Origin of the sequence: Staphylococcus sp. 191, assembly GCF_011174885.1 — a bacterium.
Lineage (GTDB): Bacteria > Bacillota > Bacilli > Staphylococcales > Staphylococcaceae > Staphylococcus > Staphylococcus coagulans.
In genome coordinates this window covers 14,078-34,585 of record NZ_PNRJ01000009.1, presented here as the reverse complement: position 1 = coordinate 34,585, position 20,508 = coordinate 14,078, and the positions used below count along the sequence as shown (strand labels likewise).

Annotated in this window: 23 protein-coding genes and 1 riboswitch; of the genes, 19 read left to right on the top strand and 4 right to left on the bottom strand. The window is 35.2% G+C overall.

Features of this window, described 5'->3' with window-relative positions; translation table 11 throughout:
• Positions 1-91: 91 nt before the first annotated feature.
• From murA to fabZ, 3 genes are read left to right on the top strand one after another with little or no spacing between them, the layout of a single operon-like run.
• Complete coding sequence (murA, locus tag C1H58_RS07675) at positions 92-1,357, top strand: UDP-N-acetylglucosamine 1-carboxyvinyltransferase (RefSeq protein ID WP_165545842.1); 1,266 nt, start codon at positions 92-94, stop codon at positions 1,355-1,357.
• The gene (locus tag C1H58_RS07670) at positions 1,350-1,547 is read left to right on the top strand and encodes a hypothetical protein (RefSeq protein ID WP_164905420.1); all 198 of its coding nucleotides are present in this window, start codon (positions 1,350-1,352) and stop codon (positions 1,545-1,547) included. The genes murA and C1H58_RS07670 overlap by 8 nt, the downstream gene beginning before the upstream one ends.
• Entirely contained in the window at positions 1,547-1,990 is a 444-nt protein-coding gene (gene fabZ / locus C1H58_RS07665; protein WP_016426460.1) for a 3-hydroxyacyl-ACP dehydratase FabZ, read from the top strand. The genes C1H58_RS07670 and fabZ overlap by 1 nt, the downstream gene beginning before the upstream one ends.
• A gap of 221 nt (positions 1,991-2,211) precedes the next feature.
• On the opposite strand, the gene C1H58_RS07660 is transcribed toward fabZ, so the two are convergent.
• On the bottom strand, positions 2,212-2,646 hold the full coding sequence (locus C1H58_RS07660; RefSeq protein ID WP_165545841.1) for a YwpF-like family protein: 435 nt from the start codon (positions 2,644-2,646) through the stop codon (positions 2,212-2,214).
• A gap of 180 nt (positions 2,647-2,826) precedes the next feature.
• Here C1H58_RS07660 and C1H58_RS07655 point away from each other — a divergent pair, with 180 nt between their 5' ends.
• The 9 genes from C1H58_RS07655 to C1H58_RS07615 all read left to right on the top strand — a co-directional run bounded on the left by C1H58_RS07655 (position 2,827) and on the right by C1H58_RS07615 (position 10,771).
• A complete protein-coding gene (locus C1H58_RS07655) occupies positions 2,827-3,192 on the top strand; it encodes a single-stranded DNA-binding protein (protein ID WP_050330400.1) in 366 nt (121 codons plus the stop codon).
• 405 nt (positions 3,193-3,597) lie between these two features.
• Positions 3,598-3,698, top strand: a riboswitch (TPP riboswitch).
• 69 nt (positions 3,699-3,767) lie between these two features.
• Complete coding sequence (tenA, locus tag C1H58_RS07650; RefSeq protein WP_050330401.1) at positions 3,768-4,445, top strand: thiaminase II; 678 nt, start codon at positions 3,768-3,770, stop codon at positions 4,443-4,445.
• A 3-nt stretch (positions 4,446-4,448) separates the two neighbouring features.
• Entirely contained in the window at positions 4,449-5,255 is an 807-nt protein-coding gene (gene thiD, locus C1H58_RS07645; protein WP_165545840.1) for a bifunctional hydroxymethylpyrimidine kinase/phosphomethylpyrimidine kinase, read from the top strand.
• A gap of 1 nt (position 5,256) precedes the next feature.
• Positions 5,257-6,048, top strand: coding sequence for a hydroxyethylthiazole kinase (gene thiM, locus C1H58_RS07640; RefSeq protein WP_165545839.1), 792 nt, complete (start codon positions 5,257-5,259; stop codon positions 6,046-6,048).
• A 1-nt stretch (position 6,049) separates the two neighbouring features.
• Positions 6,050-6,688 (top strand): thiamine phosphate synthase, encoded by a 639-nt coding sequence (thiE, locus tag C1H58_RS07635; protein ID WP_050330405.1) that lies wholly within the window; start codon positions 6,050-6,052, stop codon positions 6,686-6,688.
• Between the two features lie 88 nt (positions 6,689-6,776).
• Complete coding sequence (gene yidC, locus C1H58_RS07630) at positions 6,777-7,634, top strand: membrane protein insertase YidC (RefSeq protein ID WP_050330407.1); 858 nt, start codon at positions 6,777-6,779, stop codon at positions 7,632-7,634.
• A gap of 234 nt (positions 7,635-7,868) precedes the next feature.
• The gene (locus tag C1H58_RS07625; RefSeq protein ID WP_165545838.1) at positions 7,869-9,134 is read left to right on the top strand and encodes a hypothetical protein; all 1,266 of its coding nucleotides are present in this window, start codon (positions 7,869-7,871) and stop codon (positions 9,132-9,134) included.
• Positions 9,135-9,262: 128 nt separating this feature from the next.
• The gene (locus C1H58_RS07620) at positions 9,263-9,973 is read left to right on the top strand and encodes an LPXTG cell wall anchor domain-containing protein (protein WP_165545837.1); all 711 of its coding nucleotides are present in this window, start codon (positions 9,263-9,265) and stop codon (positions 9,971-9,973) included.
• A gap of 150 nt (positions 9,974-10,123) precedes the next feature.
• On the top strand, positions 10,124-10,771 hold the full coding sequence (locus C1H58_RS07615; RefSeq protein WP_165545836.1) for a CPBP family intramembrane glutamic endopeptidase: 648 nt from the start codon (positions 10,124-10,126) through the stop codon (positions 10,769-10,771).
• Positions 10,772-11,021: 250 nt separating this feature from the next.
• On the opposite strand, the gene C1H58_RS07610 is transcribed toward C1H58_RS07615, so the two are convergent.
• Positions 11,022-11,678: an HD domain-containing protein gene (locus C1H58_RS07610; protein ID WP_347563071.1), complete on the bottom strand. Its 657-nt coding sequence runs from the start codon at positions 11,676-11,678 to the stop codon at positions 11,022-11,024.
• 13 nt (positions 11,679-11,691) lie between these two features.
• Entirely contained in the window at positions 11,692-13,182 is a 1,491-nt protein-coding gene (gene cls, locus C1H58_RS07605; RefSeq protein WP_165545834.1) for a cardiolipin synthase, read from the bottom strand.
• 139 nt (positions 13,183-13,321) lie between these two features.
• On the opposite strand from cls, the gene csoR reads away from it, so the two are divergent.
• From csoR to C1H58_RS07580, 5 genes are all read left to right on the top strand, one after another.
• On the top strand, positions 13,322-13,609 hold the full coding sequence (csoR, locus tag C1H58_RS07600) for a copper-sensing transcriptional repressor CsoR (protein WP_050330414.1): 288 nt from the start codon (positions 13,322-13,324) through the stop codon (positions 13,607-13,609).
• 21 nt (positions 13,610-13,630) lie between these two features.
• Positions 13,631-13,864 (top strand): putative copper chaperone CsoZ, encoded by a 234-nt coding sequence (gene csoZ / locus C1H58_RS07595; RefSeq protein WP_050345362.1) that lies wholly within the window; start codon positions 13,631-13,633, stop codon positions 13,862-13,864.
• The gene (locus tag C1H58_RS07590) at positions 13,857-14,063 is read left to right on the top strand and encodes a cation transporter (RefSeq protein WP_165545833.1); all 207 of its coding nucleotides are present in this window, start codon (positions 13,857-13,859) and stop codon (positions 14,061-14,063) included. The genes csoZ and C1H58_RS07590 overlap by 8 nt, the downstream gene beginning before the upstream one ends.
• Positions 14,064-14,166: 103 nt before the next feature.
• On the top strand, positions 14,167-16,353 hold the full coding sequence (locus C1H58_RS07585; protein ID WP_165545832.1) for a heavy metal translocating P-type ATPase: 2,187 nt from the start codon (positions 14,167-14,169) through the stop codon (positions 16,351-16,353).
• An 88-nt stretch (positions 16,354-16,441) separates the two neighbouring features.
• The gene (locus tag C1H58_RS07580; RefSeq protein WP_164905407.1) at positions 16,442-16,591 is read left to right on the top strand and encodes an Lmo0850 family protein; all 150 of its coding nucleotides are present in this window, start codon (positions 16,442-16,444) and stop codon (positions 16,589-16,591) included.
• A 68-nt stretch (positions 16,592-16,659) separates the two neighbouring features.
• Here C1H58_RS07580 and C1H58_RS07575 read toward each other — a convergent pair whose 3' ends face one another.
• A complete protein-coding gene (locus C1H58_RS07575) occupies positions 16,660-17,877 on the bottom strand; it encodes an FtsW/RodA/SpoVE family cell cycle protein (RefSeq protein ID WP_050330421.1) in 1,218 nt (405 codons plus the stop codon).
• A gap of 154 nt (positions 17,878-18,031) precedes the next feature.
• On the opposite strand from C1H58_RS07575, the gene C1H58_RS07570 reads away from it, so the two are divergent.
• Together C1H58_RS07570 and C1H58_RS07565 are read left to right on the top strand one after the other, a co-directional pair.
• Positions 18,032-19,102 (top strand): D-alanine--D-alanine ligase, encoded by a 1,071-nt coding sequence (locus tag C1H58_RS07570; RefSeq protein WP_165545831.1) that lies wholly within the window; start codon positions 18,032-18,034, stop codon positions 19,100-19,102.
• A gap of 12 nt (positions 19,103-19,114) precedes the next feature.
• Complete coding sequence (locus C1H58_RS07565) at positions 19,115-20,476, top strand: UDP-N-acetylmuramoyl-tripeptide--D-alanyl-D-alanine ligase (protein WP_165545830.1); 1,362 nt, start codon at positions 19,115-19,117, stop codon at positions 20,474-20,476.
• Positions 20,477-20,508 lie beyond the last annotated feature (32 nt).

Below are 20,508 nucleotides of genomic sequence, written 5' to 3'. Positions count from 1 at the left end.
AAGTCAAATAGCTAATAACAGGTGTATTTGCTCAAGTAGTGACCAATTAAAAAATAGAACAGAGTTGTAAACTAGTGGAGGATTAATGAAGATGGATAGAATTATTGTTAAAGGCGGTCAAACGCTTACAGGTGAAGTAACGGTAGAGGGGGCTAAAAATGCAGTCCTACCGATTATTACAGCTTCATTATTAGCAAGCAAAGGGAAAAGTGAATTACTTAACGTACCTGCTTTAAGTGATGTCGAAACAATTAACAACGTACTTAGTGTTTTAAATGCTAAAGTGAAATATCACGAAAAAAAGCAATCAGTAACAGTTGATGCTTCTAAAGATTTAAATGAAGAAGCCCCTTATGAATATGTTAGTAAAATGAGAGCTAGCATCCTTGTTATGGGACCTTTATTAGCAAGATTAGGACGTGCAAAAGTAGCATTACCTGGAGGGTGTGCAATCGGTTCGCGTCCGATAGAGCAACACTTAAAAGGACTTGAAGCATTAGGTGCCAAAATATATCAAGAAGCAGGTTATATTTATGCTGAAGCGCCTCAAGGTTTAGTTGGAAATGAGATCCATTTTGATTTTCCAAGTGTAGGCGCAACACAAAATGTAATTATGGCAGCAACCTTGGCAAAAGGACGTACAGTCATTGAAAATGTTGCAAGAGAACCTGAAATTGTCGACCTCGCAAATTACATTAATGAAATGGGCGGGGATGTTAAAGGTGCAGGCACAGATACTATTATTATTAACGGTGTTGAATCATTAAAAGGGGTCCAACATTCAATTATCCCTGATCGTATTGAAGCGGGAACACTGATGATTGCTGCTGCTATTACGAGAGGCGATGTATTGGTTAAAGGTGCAATTAAAGAGCACATGACAAGTTTAGTCTATAAATTGGAAGAAATGGGTGTAAACCTCGAATATCAAGAGGATGGTATTCGTGTAACTGCACCAGAACAATTACAGCCAGTTGATGTTAAAACACTCCCTCACCCAGGTTTCCCGACAGACATGCAATCACAAATGATGGCACTGCTTTTAACAGCTGAAGGCCATAAAATCATTACTGAAACGGTGTTTGAAAACCGTTTTATGCATGTGGGTGAATTCAAGCGTATGAATGCTAAAATATCAGTTGAAGGCCGTAGTGCAAAAATAGAAGGCAAAAGTGAGTTGCAAGGTGCGCAAGTCAAAGCAACCGATTTACGTGCAGCAGCAGCTTTAATTTTAGCTGGCCTTGTGGCAGATGGAGAAACAACAGTAACTGAGCTGAAACACCTTGATCGTGGTTATGTGAATTTTCATGGAAAGCTTAAATCATTAGGTGCTCAAATTGAAAGAGTTAATGACTAAGCGAAATAACTGGTTACAAGTCCTGACGCATTCACTCAGTGCTAAATTGATTCTTTTTGTAATTGTTGCTGTGATTTTATTTTTTGTGGGAATCATGACAGGCTTTATCATTAACCATGACAACGTCATTAAAATGTTTGATTTGAGTTTTTGGCATCATATATTTGAAACAATTGGAGGAGAAGATTAATGGAAACCATCTTTGATTATAATGAAATAAAAAATATTATACCGCACCGTCAACCCTTTTTGTTGATAGATAAAGTTGTTGAATATGAGCCGGGTCAACGTTGTGTGGGAATTAAACAAGTTTCAGGTAATGAACCATTTTTCCAAGGCCATTTTCCAGAATATGCAGTTATGCCAGGTGTCTTGATTACAGAAGCTTTAGCACAAACAGGTGCTGTCGCTATGCTTAATAGTGAGGAGAATAAAGGGAAGTTAGCCCTATTTGCTGGTATAGATAAATGTCGTTTTAAAAAGCAAGTGGTCCCTGGAGATACGCTACGATTAGAAGTAGAAATCACAAAAATTAAAGGGCCGATAGGAAAAGGAACTGCTAAAGCAACAGTTGATGGCCAAATTGCATGTAGTTGTGAATTGACATTCGCATTGCAAGATCCTAATGCTTAATTAAAAATTAAATATAATGACATGAGGAATGTCCAATATAAAAAAGTAGATGTCTGGGTGATGAGCAGCTTGAATCAAGTGTAACCTAGACATCTACTTTTATTTGAAGAAATGACGATATTCTTCTTGTTCAAATAAATTTGAGATGTTTTATTCATTTTATTATTTCTGCTACGTTTAATTTTTACGAAAAGTCGTTGTCGAAAATGATAAATCTTGCACTATTGCCGTTCGTCTTTTAAACGTGGTTTTGATTGCATCATACGGTTAAATGTTGTGATTAATTCATCACCTTCAAGACCTTCATTCACTAATTGCTCAAGTAAACTTTCCGCGTAAACTTGTCGCAATGTATAGATGTGACATTCAAATACGACAGAGATATACTCTTTTAAAGGTGTAATATGTTTGATAGTTGCATCAAATAACGCAGGATCATTGGAAGGGCGTGTAATGACGACACGAATGTCTAATAACTTTTCTTCTGCCATATATTGTTCCATTTGTTCCTGATGCACCTCGGAAATGACAATTTCCAATAACCAACCAGTTCCACTATTTTCTTTATTAATAATAACGCCATCTATCAGTTCATATTCTGTCACAGTACTGTTTTCAGAAACGATTTGGAAGCGGACAGCCTTAAATGTTTTCATTCAACCAACCCCTTAAAAGATTAAAGAACTTTTCGAAAAAATGGATTCATCGCTTATTATAACTCAAAAAGTAAAAAAATTCTTTACCTGCTTGAACTTTTAAATGGGATTGCACGGTTGTTTTTAATTTATTGAACATTGTTTTATTATAATAAACCGACTATATTACGGATATAGGAGGTGAGCTCAATTAACCAATTTCAAGCAATCGGTTGTATAAATCGTCCGCCCCAGCATTATGAAAAAGAAGACAGTCACTTTATAACTTTTTCAGTCAAAGTTACACGTAATTATTTAAGTCGCAACCAACGACCTATGTATGACTTTTTAAACTGCAAAGCTTATGGAGAAGTGGCAATTCAAATTAAAGAAGTTTTTAAAGAAGACATCATCGTAGCAATCAGCGGACAAATTCAAACAAGACGTTTTTTTCATAATGATGAAAAACGTTATGCTACGGAACTCCTCGTTACACAATTTTATCCCTTAATTCCCACTCAAATGAAATCAACATGTGAAAACCTAACAAGCCCAACACAAATTTAAATATCTATGATTTATCACCCACTATGCTTTCAAAATCAACCTTCTCAAATTATATTTCCCCTTACAAAATATAATCGAATTTACCTCACACAATCATTTAACTGATCTTATTCATTTACCTTCAAAGACATTCCCAAATATTATTTTTGAATGGGAGTGGGACAGAAATCTATAGATTTCGTCGTCCCACCCCGGCAAAGATGACTAGGGTTGCGCCGAGCTAAAAAGCGAAAAGCGCAACCCAGACATCAACTGCGCAGAATACATAAGTAACGGTATCAAATAGTAGAACAACAGGTTCATGCTGATAATTGGTTAATCAAACTATTAAAATAGAATATTCAGAATAAAAGTCGACTCTAATTGAAATTAAACAGTCTTTTTGATACATTAAGTATAAATAAATAAGACTACTAGGGGCGCCTTAAGGCTGAGATGAATGGCAATTCAGACCCTTCGAACCTGATTTGGTTGATACCAACGTAGGGAAGTAGCGGTATAATATCATTCACCGTGGTATGTTATCAAGGCTGCTTTTCTTAGTGGTCTTTTTTCATATCAAAGGAGAATAAAAAATGACTTTTTCTGAACAGTTAATGCAAGAGGCAGAACCAATTATTGAGCATATTTATAATGATGATTTTATCCAAGGGCTAATTACAGGGCAAATTCCTAAAGCAGCAGTTAAGCATTATTTACGTGCAGACGCCCGCTATTTAAATGAGTTTGCGAAAATATACGCGTTGTTAATACCTAAAGTCAATTCAAAAGAAGAAATACAGTTTTTGACTGAACAAATTCAATTTGCAAGCTCAGGAGAAGTGGAACCGCATCATATTTTAGCTGATTTTGTAGGTGAAGATTATCAATCGATAATCGCTGAGGGGGAATGGTACCCCTCTGCTGATCATTACATTAAACATATGTATTACAATGCTTTTGCATTTGATAATGTAGCATATACGATTGCCGCTATGGCACCATGTCCATATGTTTATCAACAACTTGGCAAACGTGCAATGGCACAGTACGATTTTTCAAATTCAAACCCATTGAAATCATGGTTTGCATTTTACGCACAAGAAATGGACACTTTAATGTCATACATTCAACGATGGTTAGATGAATATGCAGAAACGAGTTCTACTCAAGTTCAAAAAACTTTACGACAAAATTTTCTACAAAGTACGACTCATGAACGCCGTTTCTTTAATATGTCATATCAATTAGAACAATGGGAATTTGGAGGGTAAAAAATGGAAAAACCAAAAATAGCTTTAACAATTGCAGGTACGGATCCTAGTGGTGGCGCAGGTGCAATGGCAGATTTGAAATCTTTTCATTCCTGTGGCGTTTATGGCATGGCAGCAATCACAAGTATTGTAGCGCAAAATTCTTTAGGTGTTCAGCATATCCATAATTTAGATGCTGCATGGCTGGAAGAACAATTAGAAAGTGTATTTAATGATGAAAAGCCACATGCATTAAAAACGGGTATGATACCTACACCGGAAATGATGGAAGTAATCGAAATTTATTTGAAAAAGATTGATATTCCTTATGTCATAGATCCCGTGATGGTCGCCAAAAGTGGGGATTCATTAATGGACCAAAGTGTACGTCAGAGTTTAAAAGAATCATTATTACCCTATGCAGATGTTGCAACACCTAATCTTCCTGAAGCTGAAGAAATTGTTCAAATGACAATTAATAGTGAAGAAAAAATTCTTCGTGCAGGTCAATATTTTATCCAAGAAATTGGTTCTAAAGGTGTCATTATTAAAGGTGGCCATTTAGAAGGTGATGCTATTGACCATTTATTTACTAAAGAGGGTCACTATGAATTTAAAAGTGAACGTTTCCCAACACAACACACACATGGGACAGGTTGTACTTTTTCGGCAGTCATTACAGCAGAATTAGCAAAAGGAAAGTCGGTTTTCGAGGCTGTAGCTAAAGCGAAAAAATATATTTCGTTGGCAATTAAACATACTCCTGAGATAGGAAAAGGGCGTGGCCCGGTGAACCATTTTGCATATGAAAAAATCAATGGGTGGGATTAATATGAATTTTTTATCAAAGTTAAGAGCACAACATCCTTTAGTTGTTTGTTACACAAATGATGTTGTTAAAAACTTTACGGCTAACGGTTTGATTAGTGTCGGTGCAAGCCCTGCAATGAGTGAAGCACCGGAAGAAGCAGATGATTTTTTTAATGTAGCGCAAGCGTTATTAATTAATATTGGGACATTGACAAAGCAACGCGGTGAAGACATGTTAAAAATCGCAAAAACAGCCAATAAGAAGGGCGTGCCTGTAGTGTTCGATCCGGTTGCAGTGGGCGCATCTCAATTTAGAAAAGATTTTTGTCAACGCTTCTTAGAGGAAATAGATGTATCGGTTATTAAAGGTAATGCATCTGAAATAATGACTTTAGTCGATACGACAACAACGATGAAAGGTACGGATAGTGCGGATGATATTGATGTTGTAAGAATCGCACAAGAAGCGTATAAAAAGTATCAAACTGCCATCGTTATTTCTGGCCAAGTCGATGTTATTATTCAAAAAGAGGGTATTGTTATGTTATCTAATGGTACGCCGCTCCTTACTAAAATCACAGGAGCTGGATGTTTACTTGGAGGTGTGATTGCAAGCTTTTTATTAGGAGAAGGAACACCTTCAATTGAACAGTTGACACAAGCAGTATCTTTCTATAATATTGCTGCAGAACAGGCTGAGCTTAGAGAAGGCGCAGATTTACCAGGGACTTTTCTTGTCGCTTTTATTGATGCATTGAATCAAACATCTGCTGAATCTTACCAATTAGAGATCAAAAAGAGAGAAGTGATTTAAAATGGGTTTTGATCGTAAGCAATTACGTATTTATTTTATTGCCGGAACACAAGATGTGAAAGAGGGCAGTCTTGAGTCGATACTTAAAGAAGCGTTAGAGGCGGGTATTACAATGTTCCAATTTCGTGAAAAGGGACCCTCTTCTCTATCAGGCAATGAGAAAAAGTTGAAGGCTATAGAGTTGCAAAGGTTATGTCGTGCCTATAAAGTGCCTTTCATCGTCAATGATGATATTAATTTGGCGATAGAAATTGATGCTGATGGTGTCCATGTAGGACAAGATGATGAAAAAATAGCCTCATTCTATTCTAAGCTCAAAAACAAAATTATAGGATTGAGTGTAGGTAACTTTGAAGAGTATGATCAATCTGATTTAACACATGTTGATTATATTGGTGTCGGTCCTGTCTATGAAACGAGTTCAAAAAGCGATGCCAAAAAACCTGGCGGTGTTGAAATGATTCGTCGGATGAGAGAATATGATGAAAATATTCCTATCGTGGCTATAGGTGGGATAACTGAAGAAAATGTGTCGTCTATTATTAAAAATGGTGCCGATGGTATCGCAACAATTTCGTCAATCACACACAGTACAAATATTGAAAACTCTGTGAATCGTTATATGCAATATTTCAAATAAAATCATTTTTATGTTTGAATATATTTCCACCATTCCAATTTCTATGATAAAATATCATTTATGTGAATATTACTTTAGAGGTGGAAAAATGAAGAACAAAGCTTTACTGACAACGCTTCTAGGCGTAGTCTTATTTTTAGCTGGATGTGATTATAGTAAGCCTGAAAACCGAGACGGTTTCTTTTTTAATACCTTTGTCCAACCTATGGATAAACTTATACACTGGTTAGGTCATACATTAGGTGATAATTATGGCTTAGCTATCATTATTATTGTATTAGCGGTGCGTGTTGTACTCTTACCTTTTATGTTGTCTAATTACAAAAACATGCATATGATGCGTGAGAAAATGAAAATAGCTAAGCCGGAAATTACAGAAGCGCAAGAAAAAGTAAAACGTGCACGTACACAAGAAGATAAATTGGCTGCCAACCAAGAAATGATGCAAGTTTATAAAAAATACAATATGAATCCAATGGCCAGTATGTTGGGATGTTTGCCTCTTATTTTACAAATGCCGATTATTATGGCACTGTTCTTTGTATTAAAATATCCATCTGGTGGCGGCATAACTAAGTATTCGGATTTTCTATGGTTCCATTTAGACAAACCTGATATTTGGATTACCATTATTGCCGGTGTTCTTTACTTTATTCAAGCTTATGTTTCAAGTTTTAATATGCCACCTGAACAACGACAAATGGGATACATGATGATGATTATATCTCCAATCATGATTGTTTGGATTTCGTTAAGTTCTGCTGCGGCATTAGGTTTGTATTGGTCAGTTTCTGCCGCATTCTTAGTGGTTCAAACACACGTAGCGAATGTTGTATATGGCAAAAAAGCAAAAGCAGAAGTTGCACCATTGATTAAAAAGTTTGAACAAGAAAAAAAGCCAAAATCAGCTAAAAACACACAAGTTGTGAAGAAAAAGAAAAAATAAGTTCGGTCCTTAAATATAAAAAAGCACAGTGCCATGACTTTTAACATAGAGTCAAGGCCCTGTGCTTTTTTTATATGGGATGGAGGAAAACACGCGATACTATTAAAATAATAAAATTGTAAATAAAATAACACAATTGTAAGTCTTTTACAATCTTTTAAAAAAATAATATTGACTATCAAAATTCAATTGACTATAATTAATCGTAATCATTACGATTAAAGGAGATAAATCATGAAGAAAACTATTGTTACATCCATGCTTGTTTCAAGCGGCATTTTATTATCATCCCATTCTGCATATGCTGATAGTGTAGAAAACAGTGGAGAATCCTCTAGTGGCCCGAATTCAGCAGAAATTGAGCAAAATGTTGATAGCCCTCAATCAGTAAATACAGTACAACCATCTGCGCAACAAAAGTCTCAAAATGTAGCAATGCAACCCAAATCTAGCATAGATACGAAAGTGCAAAATGAAAATAACGTATCCACAGAGACGGAAGCACATCACGGTGCTACCGAAGTAACACCCCATAATGATGCACATGTAAATCCTCAAACTGAAACAGTAAGCCCTCAAGTTGAACATAATACACATGAACATGTTGGCCATGCACACGATGGTCATCATCATGAAGAGATTCACCAACATCATCCTATTGAAGAAGAACGTGAAGCACACCCCGAGCAAGAAAAAGTTCAAAATATCGGTCCTGTTGACCATATCACACGAAATGAAAAAGATTTAAAAGATAATAAACAGGTTGTTGATCCTAACAATTTTAGCGCTATTAGTTTTGAATTATATGATCCTTTTAAATCAAACGCACAATTAATTATGCCAGAAGGACAGAAAACGTCTTCGTTTGGTTATTATGTTTTAAAACAAACAAATTGGAAAGACATACCATTCCAACTACCACAAGTAAGTATTCCCGAAGGTTACTATCTTAAATATTGGTCTTACGATTTACCCAAAGAAGGGCAAGTAACGCGAGATCGCGCATTTAGAGCACATATCGGTTTAGAAAAATACAGAAACACGCCTCCAGTCATAGGACCATTCACAAATGCAACTTCTGTTGAAGTAACTGAGCGCTTAAAACAAGTCGATCGCGATGATTACGCGCCTGTTTTCTTCAAAGCGTTAAACAACGGACATTTTATTGTTGGTAGTCAAGTATCTAATAATATTGTTTATTATTTAAAACATGGCCAAACATGGCAACAATTAAAAGAAAGTGGATTGATTATTCCTACAACTGTAGCGAATGATGACAATACAGAATTTATAGAATGGCGTAATGCGCTACCTCAAGATAATGAATATCCGACAGTTAATTTTTATCTCGGTGCATTCGGTACAAAAGATTTATTAATCGGTTCATATGTACCTAGTGACGTAAATCATCCGTTAGATGATAATGATCCAGCTCGACCGCATCCTAGAGATATTACGCGTTCATATGATAAAAATCATTACAACCAATCGCATTTGTAGCAGATGGACCAGGTCATTTAGATGACTATACTTCTGTAGAAAAAGCATTAGTTTATCTTGTAAGAAATAATCCGACATGGAAAGATTCCGCTTTTGGTGCACCTACACCGATTCCTGATGAAGGTAGTGTGTTTGTAGGATGGGATAGTCCTATTTCTGATTCAGGTGATAATAAAGTAGAGCGAAAAGTATTTAAAGCCATATTTAAATCAAAAGAAGAATTAGCTGCAAAAGATTGGGATACACCAAACGCACAAGAAGGTAAAGCAACAGAAGATGCACATGCAGAAGCATGGGAAAAAGAAGCAGAAAAACATCAAGCTGACTTTCCAAATGAAAATCATCAAAATCAACCAGACATGTCACCACATGATAAGCAAGCAATGGATCAAAAATCATCTTCCAATGCCATTTCTAAAGATAAAATGCAATCACAGCAAGTAGCGCACGAAAAAAATATGGATCAACCTCAAACTGAACACAAGTCAATGCAATCCACTGTACAAGCTCAAATGATGAATACTAGGCCATCAAAAATACAGAATGTGAATATGATGAGCAGTGCAGGAAGTCACGACGATGCTCAATATCCATCTCCTTCCATTTTAAATGCAGTGCCAAGCGAACCTCATGGCGTGAATATAATGACAACTGAGATGCAAACTGTGAAACAAAGCCATTTAACCGATAATTTACACAAAAATGATATGGTAACTGCTTCTCAACAACATGAGGAGAAGATGTTACCAGAAACAGGCCAAAATGGTCGAAGTTTCCCAATGTTGTTATCACTTTTATTTACAAGTATGGGCGCATTCATTTTAAGAAAAACAAAATAATGATGACTTATTTACAAACATTTGAATCAATAATTCATAAATTGTTTAACTTAAAGCTCCAAAGGTTATTGACACCTTTGGAGTTTTTATGTATATTATTTAAAATAAAATAATTATCAAATAGATAAAAATAAAATTTAAGGAGACAGTATGAAAGAAACAATTAGGCAAATTTTTCATGAAGACAACCGTGTGAATAATGATGCATTAACTTTACGATTGATTAAAGGTATTATATTCATGCTCATTTTTGTAATTTACATAGGTGAGTCATCTGTTTTAGAGACCCTTTCTCTAAAAGCATGGATTTACTTTATAGTGCTTGCATTTCTTATATATATGTTAAAGTACTTCAAAATTAATTTATTTAGTTTTAAAAAGTTAACAGCTAAGGATATTTCGATTATTGTGATTGTTATAATTGTTGTGAAATTACTTGATTATTTATTTTCTTATCTTTACGCTGGATCAACATTAAATCAGGAAAATATAGAAAGCAGTATTCAAGGTATTTCAATATTAAATTTTGCAATATTTTTTGCATTACTTCCAGCGCTCTTGGAAGAAATTGTTTTTAGAGGAATTATCTTACGTGTATTATTTAAAGGACATTTGTTTATAGGGTTAATTGTCAGCAGTGTTCTTTTTGGTTTTGTCCATGAATATAGTAATTGGATAGAATTTTTACCTTATTTTTATTCAGGTCTTTTCTATGGCCTTGCATACTTAATAACAAGAAGAATCGAAGTGGTGATATTAATCCATTTTCTGGGGAATTTTAGTGCTTTTTGGATATAACAATAATGTACATATAAAAATGATTTTTGAGGCTATTGGGATGACTGTAGCTGTTTGATTGGAATGCGTCACTTACTTGAAAAGGTGACTTAAATTGAGAAAAGCTTTATTTAAAGCAAAAAACTCAATTTAAGTCACCTTTATTGATTCTTGTTGCTTTCATGAGCTCAGTCATATGATTGAGTGAGCCCAATTATAGAAGTGAAAGTATATATCGTTATTATTTTAAGAGAAATAGAGAAGTAATGAATTAGTGATGTATATCAGAAAGCCATTCAGCCATAAACTGTGTCAAAAAGAGTTCTAAAAAAGCATGGCGCTTCTCAGCCATTTGTCGTGCAGTTTGAGTATTCATTAAATCTTTTAACTTTAATAATTTTTCATAAAAATGCTTAATGGCAGAGGGGGGAAGGTGACTAACATCTTCTAATTCGTTTAATTGTTTTAAAGTATATTCACCTGTCCACATAGGTTCATTGAAATGACCGGCAAATTGAAAAGTTCGTGCAATACCGATGGCACCCATCGCATCTAAACGATCAGCATCTTGTACAATTTGAGCTTCTATTGTGTTGAGTGTACCTACAGAATTTGATTTTCTAAAACTCATATGATCGATAATGTAGAAAATGGCTTGTTGGTCATCAGAAGGAACTTTATGTAAATGTAAAAACTGCTCTAATTCTTGGTGCACAGTAATGCTATCCACTAATTTATCATCGACTGTGTCATGTAGAAGTGCTGCCATTTCAATAATGAAACAATTTGCTAAAGGATAGTGTTGCGCAATTTCTAAAGCAAGATGTCGCACACGTAAGACATGTGCAACATCATGACCACTACGATCTCCCTCATGTTTAGACTTCATATAGTTTAATGCGGCTGTGATTGCATCTTTCATCTTTATTTCAACTTCCTTTTTATAGAATAGGGGCAAGTAATTGGCTGATAGCCTCTTTAAATTTTATCCATAAACTTCTCTCGTCATAGCGTTCTTTTGTAAGTTCAGAACAAACTTTTAGATCGGTTTCAAAACTTTTTCTGACTTCTTTAGCTAATTTTTCATTATATACGAAAGCATTGACTTCAAAGTTCAAAGTGAAACTTCGATTATCCATGTTCGTAGTACCGACGCTTGTAATTTCATCATCAATAGTGAGTGTTTTGGCGTGTAAAAAGCCATTATCGTATAAGTAAACGCGTGCGCCGGCTTCAATCAAGCTCGCCACATTTTTAAATGTTGCCCAGTAAACAAATGGATGATCTGGTTTACTTGGGATCATAATATTGACATTGACCCCACCCAGTGCTGCGATTTTTAATGCATCCATAAAAGCTTCATCTGGAACAAAATAAGGGGTTTGAATATAAATATCTTTTTTAGCCATAGAGATCATTTTAAGGTACCCATATTTTACTTGTTCCCACAATTCATCTGGGCCACTAGATGCAATTTGAACGCCCATACTGCCTTGTTTTGACCCTGTGTGTTTAGGGAAATACTTTTCATTATAAACCATATTGTCACGACTTGCTTGCGAATTCCAATCCAAAATATATCGTAGCTGTAATGCATGAACAGCTTCTCCTTGTATTCGAAGATGTGTATCACGCCAATATCCAAACTTTTTGGATAAACCTAGATATTCATTACCTACATTAAAACCGCCTACATAACCTATTTGACCATCAATAACAACAATTTTACGATGATTACGATTGTTCATACGCAAGTTAATCAGAGGCAACTTTGAAGGAAAGAATGATTCAACATGCCCGCCTTTTTCTTTGAATTGCTTAAAATCTCTCAACGTTAAGCCCCTTGAACCCATATCATCATATAACATTTTAACTTCGACGCCCTGTTCTAATTTTTCCTCTAATAAAGCCATAATGCTTTTACCGAGTGTGTCGTGGCGGAAGATGTAATATTGGATATGTATGTAAGATTGTGCTTGACGTATATCTTCTTTTAAGTGTTTGAATTTTTGATAGCCGTCTGTTAACAATTCAATTTCATTATTTTTTGTATAAAAGGCAGCGTTATTATAGAGGAGCATTTGTATCATACGACTGTAATTTTGTATATGAGGATTGTGTGGCTCAAATTTGTTATTTTTAATGGCCTTTAATTGTTGGTTAACGATGTATTCAAGGCCAATTCGATCCCTTTGATCTAACTTAAAGATAGATTCACGTTGAATTTGTCTACCGAATAGCAAGTAAATAACAAATCCTATCAATGGAAACAAGCCGAGTACAAATATCCACGCCCATATGGATCCTGCACTTCTTCTTTCCATAAAGATAATTGTAAAGATAAAGGTTAAATTTAATAAAAAAGCCCCTATCAACAGATAATTGATAATCACATTATCATTAAAAAAGAATGTATAGAAAATTTCAGGCATAACTTCTATCTCCTTTTATATGAAGTTTTTATCATTGTAACATAGAATATAATGTTCGATACAGAAACATTGACATATACCTATATAGGGTATATGATACACAATGTAAGAGAAGTTAAACAGATTTGAGGGATGTGAAATGATAGAACAAGCACACCATTCAGATGAAATTAAACGTAACTTAAAATCACGTTTAAACCGCATCGAAGGTCAGGTCAAAGCAATAAATCGTATGATTGATGAAGATGTCTATTGTGATGACGTACTTACACAAATTAGAGCAACACGTTCAGCTTTAAATAGCGTTGCGACACGTCTCCTTGATCACCATATGAAAAGTTGTATTATGAATAAAATTGATTCCGGACACCAAAGTGAGGCAATGGAAGAATTACTTGTGACTTTTCAAAAATTAATGAAAGACTAAGAATGATGATGGGGTGAAAATATGGAAACAGGTCATGTTAATGTTTCTAACTTAACAACGCTTGAGGAAAAAGAGAAACTGACACAACGATTACTGGATATGATTGGGGTTGAAGCGGTTAATATCGATCTTGATACTCAACGCATTATACTCACTTATCAAACACCAGCTAATCTTAATACTTTAGAGAAAGAAATTTATGATGCAGGTTTTCCTGTTATCCAATCACATAAAGGAGTGTATGAAAATGAGTAAACATGTTATTCAAGTTGAAGGGATGAGTTGCGCCCATTGTAAAGCAGCAATTGAAGGTGCCGTAAAAGATAATCCAGATGTTGTCCATGTAGAAGCGTTTCCAGCTGATAATAAAGTTGAAGTGGATGTCAAAAAAGATGGGGCCCTCGATGATATTAAGCAACGTATTTATGATCAAGGCTATGACGTTGTTTCGTAAAAGTTAGGGGAAATACGTAGGGGTTATTTTTCAAAGAAAGACAAAAAATGACCCCTCATTTTAAATGAAGAATATACCCTGTATAGGTATAGGAGATGAAAATATGGCACAAGAAACTTTTAAAATTTCAGGAATGACCTGTGCGGCTTGTTCTTCGAGGATTGAACGTGTGTTAGATCGTGAGGAAGGTATCGATCAAGTAAGCGTCAATCTGGTTATGGAGAAAGGGACAGTCACATTTGATCCTAATCAAATTTCAATAGAAGAAATCTATGAACGTGTCGCGAAAATTGGTTATCAAGCATTTCCAATGGAGACTAAAAAAGAAGCGGATCAACGTAAACATGATGAGCTTAAACGTCAGAAATATAAATTTATTGTCTCGCTCGTTTTGGCTTTACCGTTACTTTATACGATGTTTGCGCATTTTTCATTTTTAAGCTTTATTCCAGTACCAGAATTATTACTTAATCCTTGGTTTCAATTGATACTTGCGACACCAATTCAGTTTGTTTTAGGTTGGCAATTTTATGTAGGTGCATATAAATCATTAATAAATAAAAGTGCAAATATGGATGTTCTTGTAGCGATGGGTACTTCAGCTGCTTATTTTTATAGTATTTATTTGATGTTCACAACACCACATCATCATGGGCATAGCCATACACCACTTTATTTTGAAACAAGTGCGATTTTAATTACATTAATTTTATTAGGTAAATATTTTGAAAAACGAGCAAAAGGGCATGCTAGTGATGCAATTAGTAAGCTCGCAGCTCTACAAGTTAGAGATGCAGAAGTTGAACGTCACGGTGAAACTGAAATGCTACCCATTGAAGATATTAGAGTAGGAGATATTGTCCGAGTGAGAACAGGACAACAAATTCCACTTGATGGCGAAATTATTGAAGGTGAAACGACGATCAATGAATCTATGTTAACGGGTGAGAGTATTCCGGTAGAAAAAACAGTAGGCGATCAAGTGATTGGTAGTACAATCAACCAGACGAACTTCATTAAGTTAAAAGTGACACATGTGGGTGAAGATTTGATTTTAAATCAAATTATTAAAGTCGTTGAAGATGCACAAAATGATAAACCACAAATTCAAAGATTAGCGGATAAAATTTCTAATATTTTTGTGCCATCAGTTATCGCAATTGCGCTCGTCACATTTTTAATTTGGTATTTAGTGATTACACCATTTCAACTCACTGAATCTCTTGAAATTTTTATTGCTGTAATCGTCATTGCTTGTCCGTGTGCATTAGGTTTAGCTACACCAACTTCTATTATGGTAGGTTCAGGTCGAGCAGCAGAAGCGGGTATTTTATTTAAAACAGCGGAATCATTAGAACAGACGAAGCATGTTGATACAATTGTATTTGATAAAACTGGAACGCTAACACACGGTGAGCCAGAAGTCGTTCATGTGATAGCTTATATGCAAGATGAATCATTAGGTGCTTACATTAAAAGTATGGAAGTACAATCAGAGCATCCGCTTTCTAAAGCGTTAGTCCAACATTTTAAAGATGCACAAACTTTGGATGTGCAACAGTATCAAACACATGCAGGAAATGGTATTTCCGGTGTGATACAAAATCAACACATTCGTATTGGTTCAGTTCGTTTTATATCAGAAAACGTTAAGTTGATGGAATCTGAATATACACAAGTGCGTGACATTGAGCAACAAGGGGCTACAGTTGTAGGTATGACAATTGATAATCAACTTGCAATGTTGATGGCGTTGCGAGATGAACCGAAAGAAGACGCACAAACAGTATTAAGTCAATTAAGTGAAAATCATACGCTCATTATGTTGAGTGGTGATAGCGAACAAACTGCACGTGCTATTGGTCATGAGCTTGGCATCGATCATATCATTTCAGAAGTCAAACCCGATGAAAAATCCAAAGTCATACGCGATCTTCAAAGCCAAGGGAAACGTGTAATGATGGTGGGTGATGGAATTAATGATGCACCTGCACTCATGACAAGTGATATCGGTGTTGCTATGGGTTCAGGTTCAGATATTGCACTTGAATCAGCAGATATAGCGTTAGTTAAAAATAAATTAGCTTCTATTGCAGAAGCATTAAAATTGAGTCACCTCACTATAAAAAATATTAAACAAAACCTCTTTTTTGCATTTTGTTATAACTTAATCGGCATTCCGATTGCAGCTGCAGGTTTCTTAGCACCATGGGTTGCAGGCGCAGCGATGGCATTTAGTTCTGTTTCTGTTGTTATTAATGCACTTCGGTTAAAAAATATAAAAAAATAATTTTTGTAAATTTAAATTTTGGTGTAGTAATATGTCGAAATTTGGGGTAATATAAAGGTAGTAGATAAGCAAAGTACGGGGTGATTTCATGGCAAAAAAGAATGACAAGCTTCAAAATGTAGTTCAAATGTTGTCTTCAATCGGTGTCAAGGTTAAGAAAACCAAATCCCGATTTGATATTATGCGTACGCTACCTAATCCCAAACCTGCAACTGAAAATATTAATCGTATTAAATAAAAAAACGCTTAGATGTACAAGCTTGATGACATCTAAGTGTTTTTTTATACATGTTTACGATTTGTGTATCAATTGTGGGTAGGGCTCGCAGTTTTTGTTGTGTTGAGATTTTCATCATATTTTTTAGGCGTATGATAATGAATGCTTAAAATCACGCCTACCCCTGTCATTAAACTCCACAACGAACTTCCTCCATAACTTATAAATGGTAACGGTATACCCGTAATGGGTAATAATTGAATCGTCATGCCTATGTTTTGAACGATATGGAATAGTAATAAACTTGCATAACCAACAATAAAAGATTTATTAAATAAATCATCGGCATTCGTCGCCATGCGTAGTAAATGAATCAACAATAGTAAAAAGATACCTAATAAAACGACAGCCCCGATAAAGCCAAACTCCTCACCAATAACTGAAAAAATAAAGTCTGTATGATTTTCTGGAATGTAGACTTCTCCGTTGTTCAAACCTTTTCCTATTAATTGACCTGAGCCAATGGCTTTTAAAGATTCCGTTAAATGAAACCCGTCCCCCGAACTGTATGAATAGGGATCCAACCATGAATTAATACGGCCTAACTGATATGTTTTAATGCCAGCCACATTTTCAATTAAATTCGGCTTATAAATAATGGATAAAATTAAGGCGGATCCAATTATAATGACTGTGCCAAATAGAGGTGCTAAAATTTTCCAAGTCACACCGCTTACAATCACAATACCAGCGATAATTGCAAGTATCACGAGTGTTGTTCCTAAATCGTTTTGTAACAGAATAAGCGCCATTGGAATGATGCTCACAAAAGCGATCTTAAATATTAACATTAAGTCCGTTTCGAAAGATTTATTGAAAGTGAAGCGATTGTGTTGGGCAACAACTTTTGAGATGGCTAAAATCAATACGATTTTCATGAATTCTGAAGGTTGAATGCTAATAGGGCCGAAACGATACCAACTCTTAGCACCGTTAATCACAGGTGTTATTGCAGATTCAGGCATAATGATTAACCCTAATAACAGAATAATAAATATAAAGTAAATGATATAAGTATATTTGCGTATTTTTTTAGGTGAAAATAACATAATTATAAAAGCAATGATTGCACCAAGTATGTAATAAAAAATTTGCCTTAAACCAAAATCTAAGCTATATTGGCCGCCTCCCATTGCCGAATGAATTGTCATAATACTAATTACAAAAAGGACAGTAATAAGCGTAATTAACTGCCAGTCTAACCGTCGCAAAAATGACTTTTGCGTTTGTTGTCGAGAAGATACCATGTCAATCTCCTTTACACATTATTTCTTTTATTTTCATTATATACCGATTTTACATAAGTTGTAATCAAATTGCTAATAATGCCGAAAAATAAATGCAATAGAAATGTTTGTCGTGGTAAGATGTAGATTAGATGAAATATATGGAGGCGGGTTTATGTCAAAGGAAGCTTTATGTATCATTTATGGTGGTAAAAGTGCTGAACATGATGTGTCTATTTTAACAGCTCAAAACGTATTAAATGCGATAGATAAAGAACGTTACTACATTGATATTATTTATATTACTAATGAAGGTAAATGGAAGAAAACAGAAAACATTACCGAAGAAATTACAAGTACGAATGAATTAGAAATGACAGATAACGTAGAAGGTGATATTTCTACGATGTTAACAGAAAGTAGCCAAGGCGGCCGTTATGACGCTGTATTTCCGCTCTTACATGGGCCTAATGGTGAAGATGGCACTATTCAAGGGTTATTTGAAGTATTAGATCTTCCATATGTAGGCAATGGTGTATTGGCTGCGTCTAGTTCAATGGATAAACTTGTTATGAAACAATTATTTGCCCATCGCGGTTTACCACAACTCCCATATGTAAGTTTTTTACGTAGTGAATACGAAAAGTACCGTAAAAATATTCTTAAGTTAGTCCATGATAAATTAGAGTTCCCTGTATTTGTTAAACCAGCAAATTTAGGTTCAAGTGTCGGAATTAGTAAATGTGAAGATGAAGCAGCTTTAATTCAAGGGATAGAGGAAGCATTTCAATTTGACCGTAAACTAGTAATCGAACAAGGTGTGAATGCGCGTGAGATTGAAGTGGCAGTGCTCGGAAATGACTATCCAGAGACAACATGGCCAGGTGAAGTCGTGAAAGATGTTGCATTTTATGATTACAAGTCAAAATATAAAGACGGAAAAGTGAAGTTAGCGATTCCTGCAGAGTTAGACCCAGAAGTACAAATGACTTTACGCAATATGGCGGTGGAAGCTTTTAAAGCGACTGATTGTTCTGGATTGTTACGCGCTGATTTCTTTGTTACAGAAGATAATCAGATATTTATTAATGAAACGAATGCGATGCCTGGTTTTACGGCTTATAGTATGTATCCAAAATTGTGGGAAAACATGGGTGTTTCTTATTCAGAATTAATTACTAAGTTGATAGATTTAGCAAAAGAACGATATGCAGATAAACAAAAAAATAAACATCGCATTGACTAGGAGTTTTGAACAATGATTAATATCACGTTAAAACAAATTGCTGAATGGATAGATTGTAAAATTGATTCACAATATTTAGATGTAGAAATTAAAGGCGTCACTATTGATTCTAGAAAAATTGAAAAAGGTCAGCTCTTTATTCCTTTCAAAGGTGAAAATGTTGATGGTCATCAATATGCTGAACGAGCATTACGCGACGGGGCTGGCGCGACTTTTTTTGAAGCACAAAGTTCAGTTAAATTCCCACAAGCGGGTCCGGTGATTGTAGTTTCAGATACGCTAGTGGCGTTACAACAATTAGCAAAAGCTTATCTTCAATACGTATCTCCAACTGTTATTGCTGTTACAGGTTCTAACGGTAAAACGACAACGAAAGATATGATTGAAAATGTCTTAGCCAGACATTACCGTGTACAAAAGACACAGGGCAATTACAATAATGAAATCGGTATGCCGTTAACGATTCTAAATCTAAATAAAGATACAGAAATTTCGATTTTAGAAATGGGAATGTCTGGTTTTCACGAAATTGAATTATTATCTACAATTGCACAACCGGATTTTGCGATTATAACGAACATTGGTGAGTCACATTTGCAAGATTTGGGTTCACGTGAAGGTATTGCAAAAGCTAAGTTTGAAATCGTTAAAGGTTTAAAACCAGGAGGCTACTTCATATATGATGGGGACGAGCCTTTATTGCAACCTCATGTTGACACTTTAGAATCAGCTAAAGTCATCAGCATCGGCCGAAATGCTTCCAATGATGTACAATGTGAAATTGTTTCGCATCATGATGAAGGGATTGTATTTAAATTAAATGGTAATGAACAATACTCAATTCCAGTGTTAGGCGAGCACAATATGCGAAATGCAGCGATTGCGATTACGGTTGCACGTGCTTTAAATATTCAACATGATGAAATTCAACAGCAACTCAATCAATTGCAGTTGACTGACATGCGTATGCAAAAATTTAAAGCTAAAAATGGTGCGCTAATAATCAATGACGCGTATAACGCAAGTCCTACAAGTATGAAAGCTGCAATTGAAACATTGACACTTTTAGAAGGTAATAAAATATTAATCTTAGGTGATGTTTTAGAGCTAGGGGCGCAATCTAAAATCATGCACGCAAGTGTCGGCCAATATTTGGAGGGTAAAGGGATTAATGGTCTGTATACGTTTGGTGAGGCAGCAATGGAAATTCATGAAAAAGGAAAACATCATGTGGACGAAGCGATTCATTTTGATACAAAAGACAAGATGATTCGTTATTTGACTTCTATTGTAGATCAAGGTGACGTTGTTCTTGTTAAAGCATCAAGGGGCATGCGTTTAGAAGAAGTGGTAGAAGCGCTTGTAAAGGCGTAATCTAAAAAGTTTGATATCAGTCCCATTTTAGT

Coding starts and splice junctions, on each gene's coding strand:
- murA (WP_165545842.1), top strand. CDS start 92: ATGGATAGAATTATTGTTAAAGGCGGTCAAACGCTTACAGGTGAAGTA.
- csoR (WP_050330414.1), top strand. CDS start 13,322: ATGATAGAACAAGCACACCATTCAGATGAAATTAAACGTAACTTAAAA.
- yidC (WP_050330407.1), top strand. CDS start 6,777: ATGAAGAACAAAGCTTTACTGACAACGCTTCTAGGCGTAGTCTTATTT.
- C1H58_RS07615 (WP_165545836.1), top strand. CDS start 10,124: ATGAAAGAAACAATTAGGCAAATTTTTCATGAAGACAACCGTGTGAAT.
- C1H58_RS07565 (WP_165545830.1), top strand. CDS start 19,115: ATGATTAATATCACGTTAAAACAAATTGCTGAATGGATAGATTGTAAA.
- C1H58_RS07575 (WP_050330421.1), bottom strand. CDS start 17,877: ATGGTATCTTCTCGACAACAAACGCAAAAGTCATTTTTGCGACGGTTA.
- C1H58_RS07570 (WP_165545831.1), top strand. CDS start 18,032: ATGTCAAAGGAAGCTTTATGTATCATTTATGGTGGTAAAAGTGCTGAA.
- thiE (WP_050330405.1), top strand. CDS start 6,050: ATGGGTTTTGATCGTAAGCAATTACGTATTTATTTTATTGCCGGAACA.
- cls (WP_165545834.1), bottom strand. CDS start 13,182: ATGCCTGAAATTTTCTATACATTCTTTTTTAATGATAATGTGATTATC.
- C1H58_RS07660 (WP_165545841.1), bottom strand. CDS start 2,646: ATGAAAACATTTAAGGCTGTCCGCTTCCAAATCGTTTCTGAAAACAGT.
- C1H58_RS07585 (WP_165545832.1), top strand. CDS start 14,167: ATGGCACAAGAAACTTTTAAAATTTCAGGAATGACCTGTGCGGCTTGT.
- thiM (WP_165545839.1), top strand. CDS start 5,257: ATGAATTTTTTATCAAAGTTAAGAGCACAACATCCTTTAGTTGTTTGT.
- C1H58_RS07590 (WP_165545833.1), top strand. CDS start 13,857: ATGAGTAAACATGTTATTCAAGTTGAAGGGATGAGTTGCGCCCATTGT.
- C1H58_RS07580 (WP_164905407.1), top strand. CDS start 16,442: ATGGCAAAAAAGAATGACAAGCTTCAAAATGTAGTTCAAATGTTGTCT.
- C1H58_RS07625 (WP_165545838.1), top strand. CDS start 7,869: ATGAAGAAAACTATTGTTACATCCATGCTTGTTTCAAGCGGCATTTTA.
- thiD (WP_165545840.1), top strand. CDS start 4,449: ATGGAAAAACCAAAAATAGCTTTAACAATTGCAGGTACGGATCCTAGT.
- csoZ (WP_050345362.1), top strand. CDS start 13,631: ATGGAAACAGGTCATGTTAATGTTTCTAACTTAACAACGCTTGAGGAA.
- fabZ (WP_016426460.1), top strand. CDS start 1,547: ATGGAAACCATCTTTGATTATAATGAAATAAAAAATATTATACCGCAC.
- tenA (WP_050330401.1), top strand. CDS start 3,768: ATGACTTTTTCTGAACAGTTAATGCAAGAGGCAGAACCAATTATTGAG.
- C1H58_RS07670 (WP_164905420.1), top strand. CDS start 1,350: ATGACTAAGCGAAATAACTGGTTACAAGTCCTGACGCATTCACTCAGT.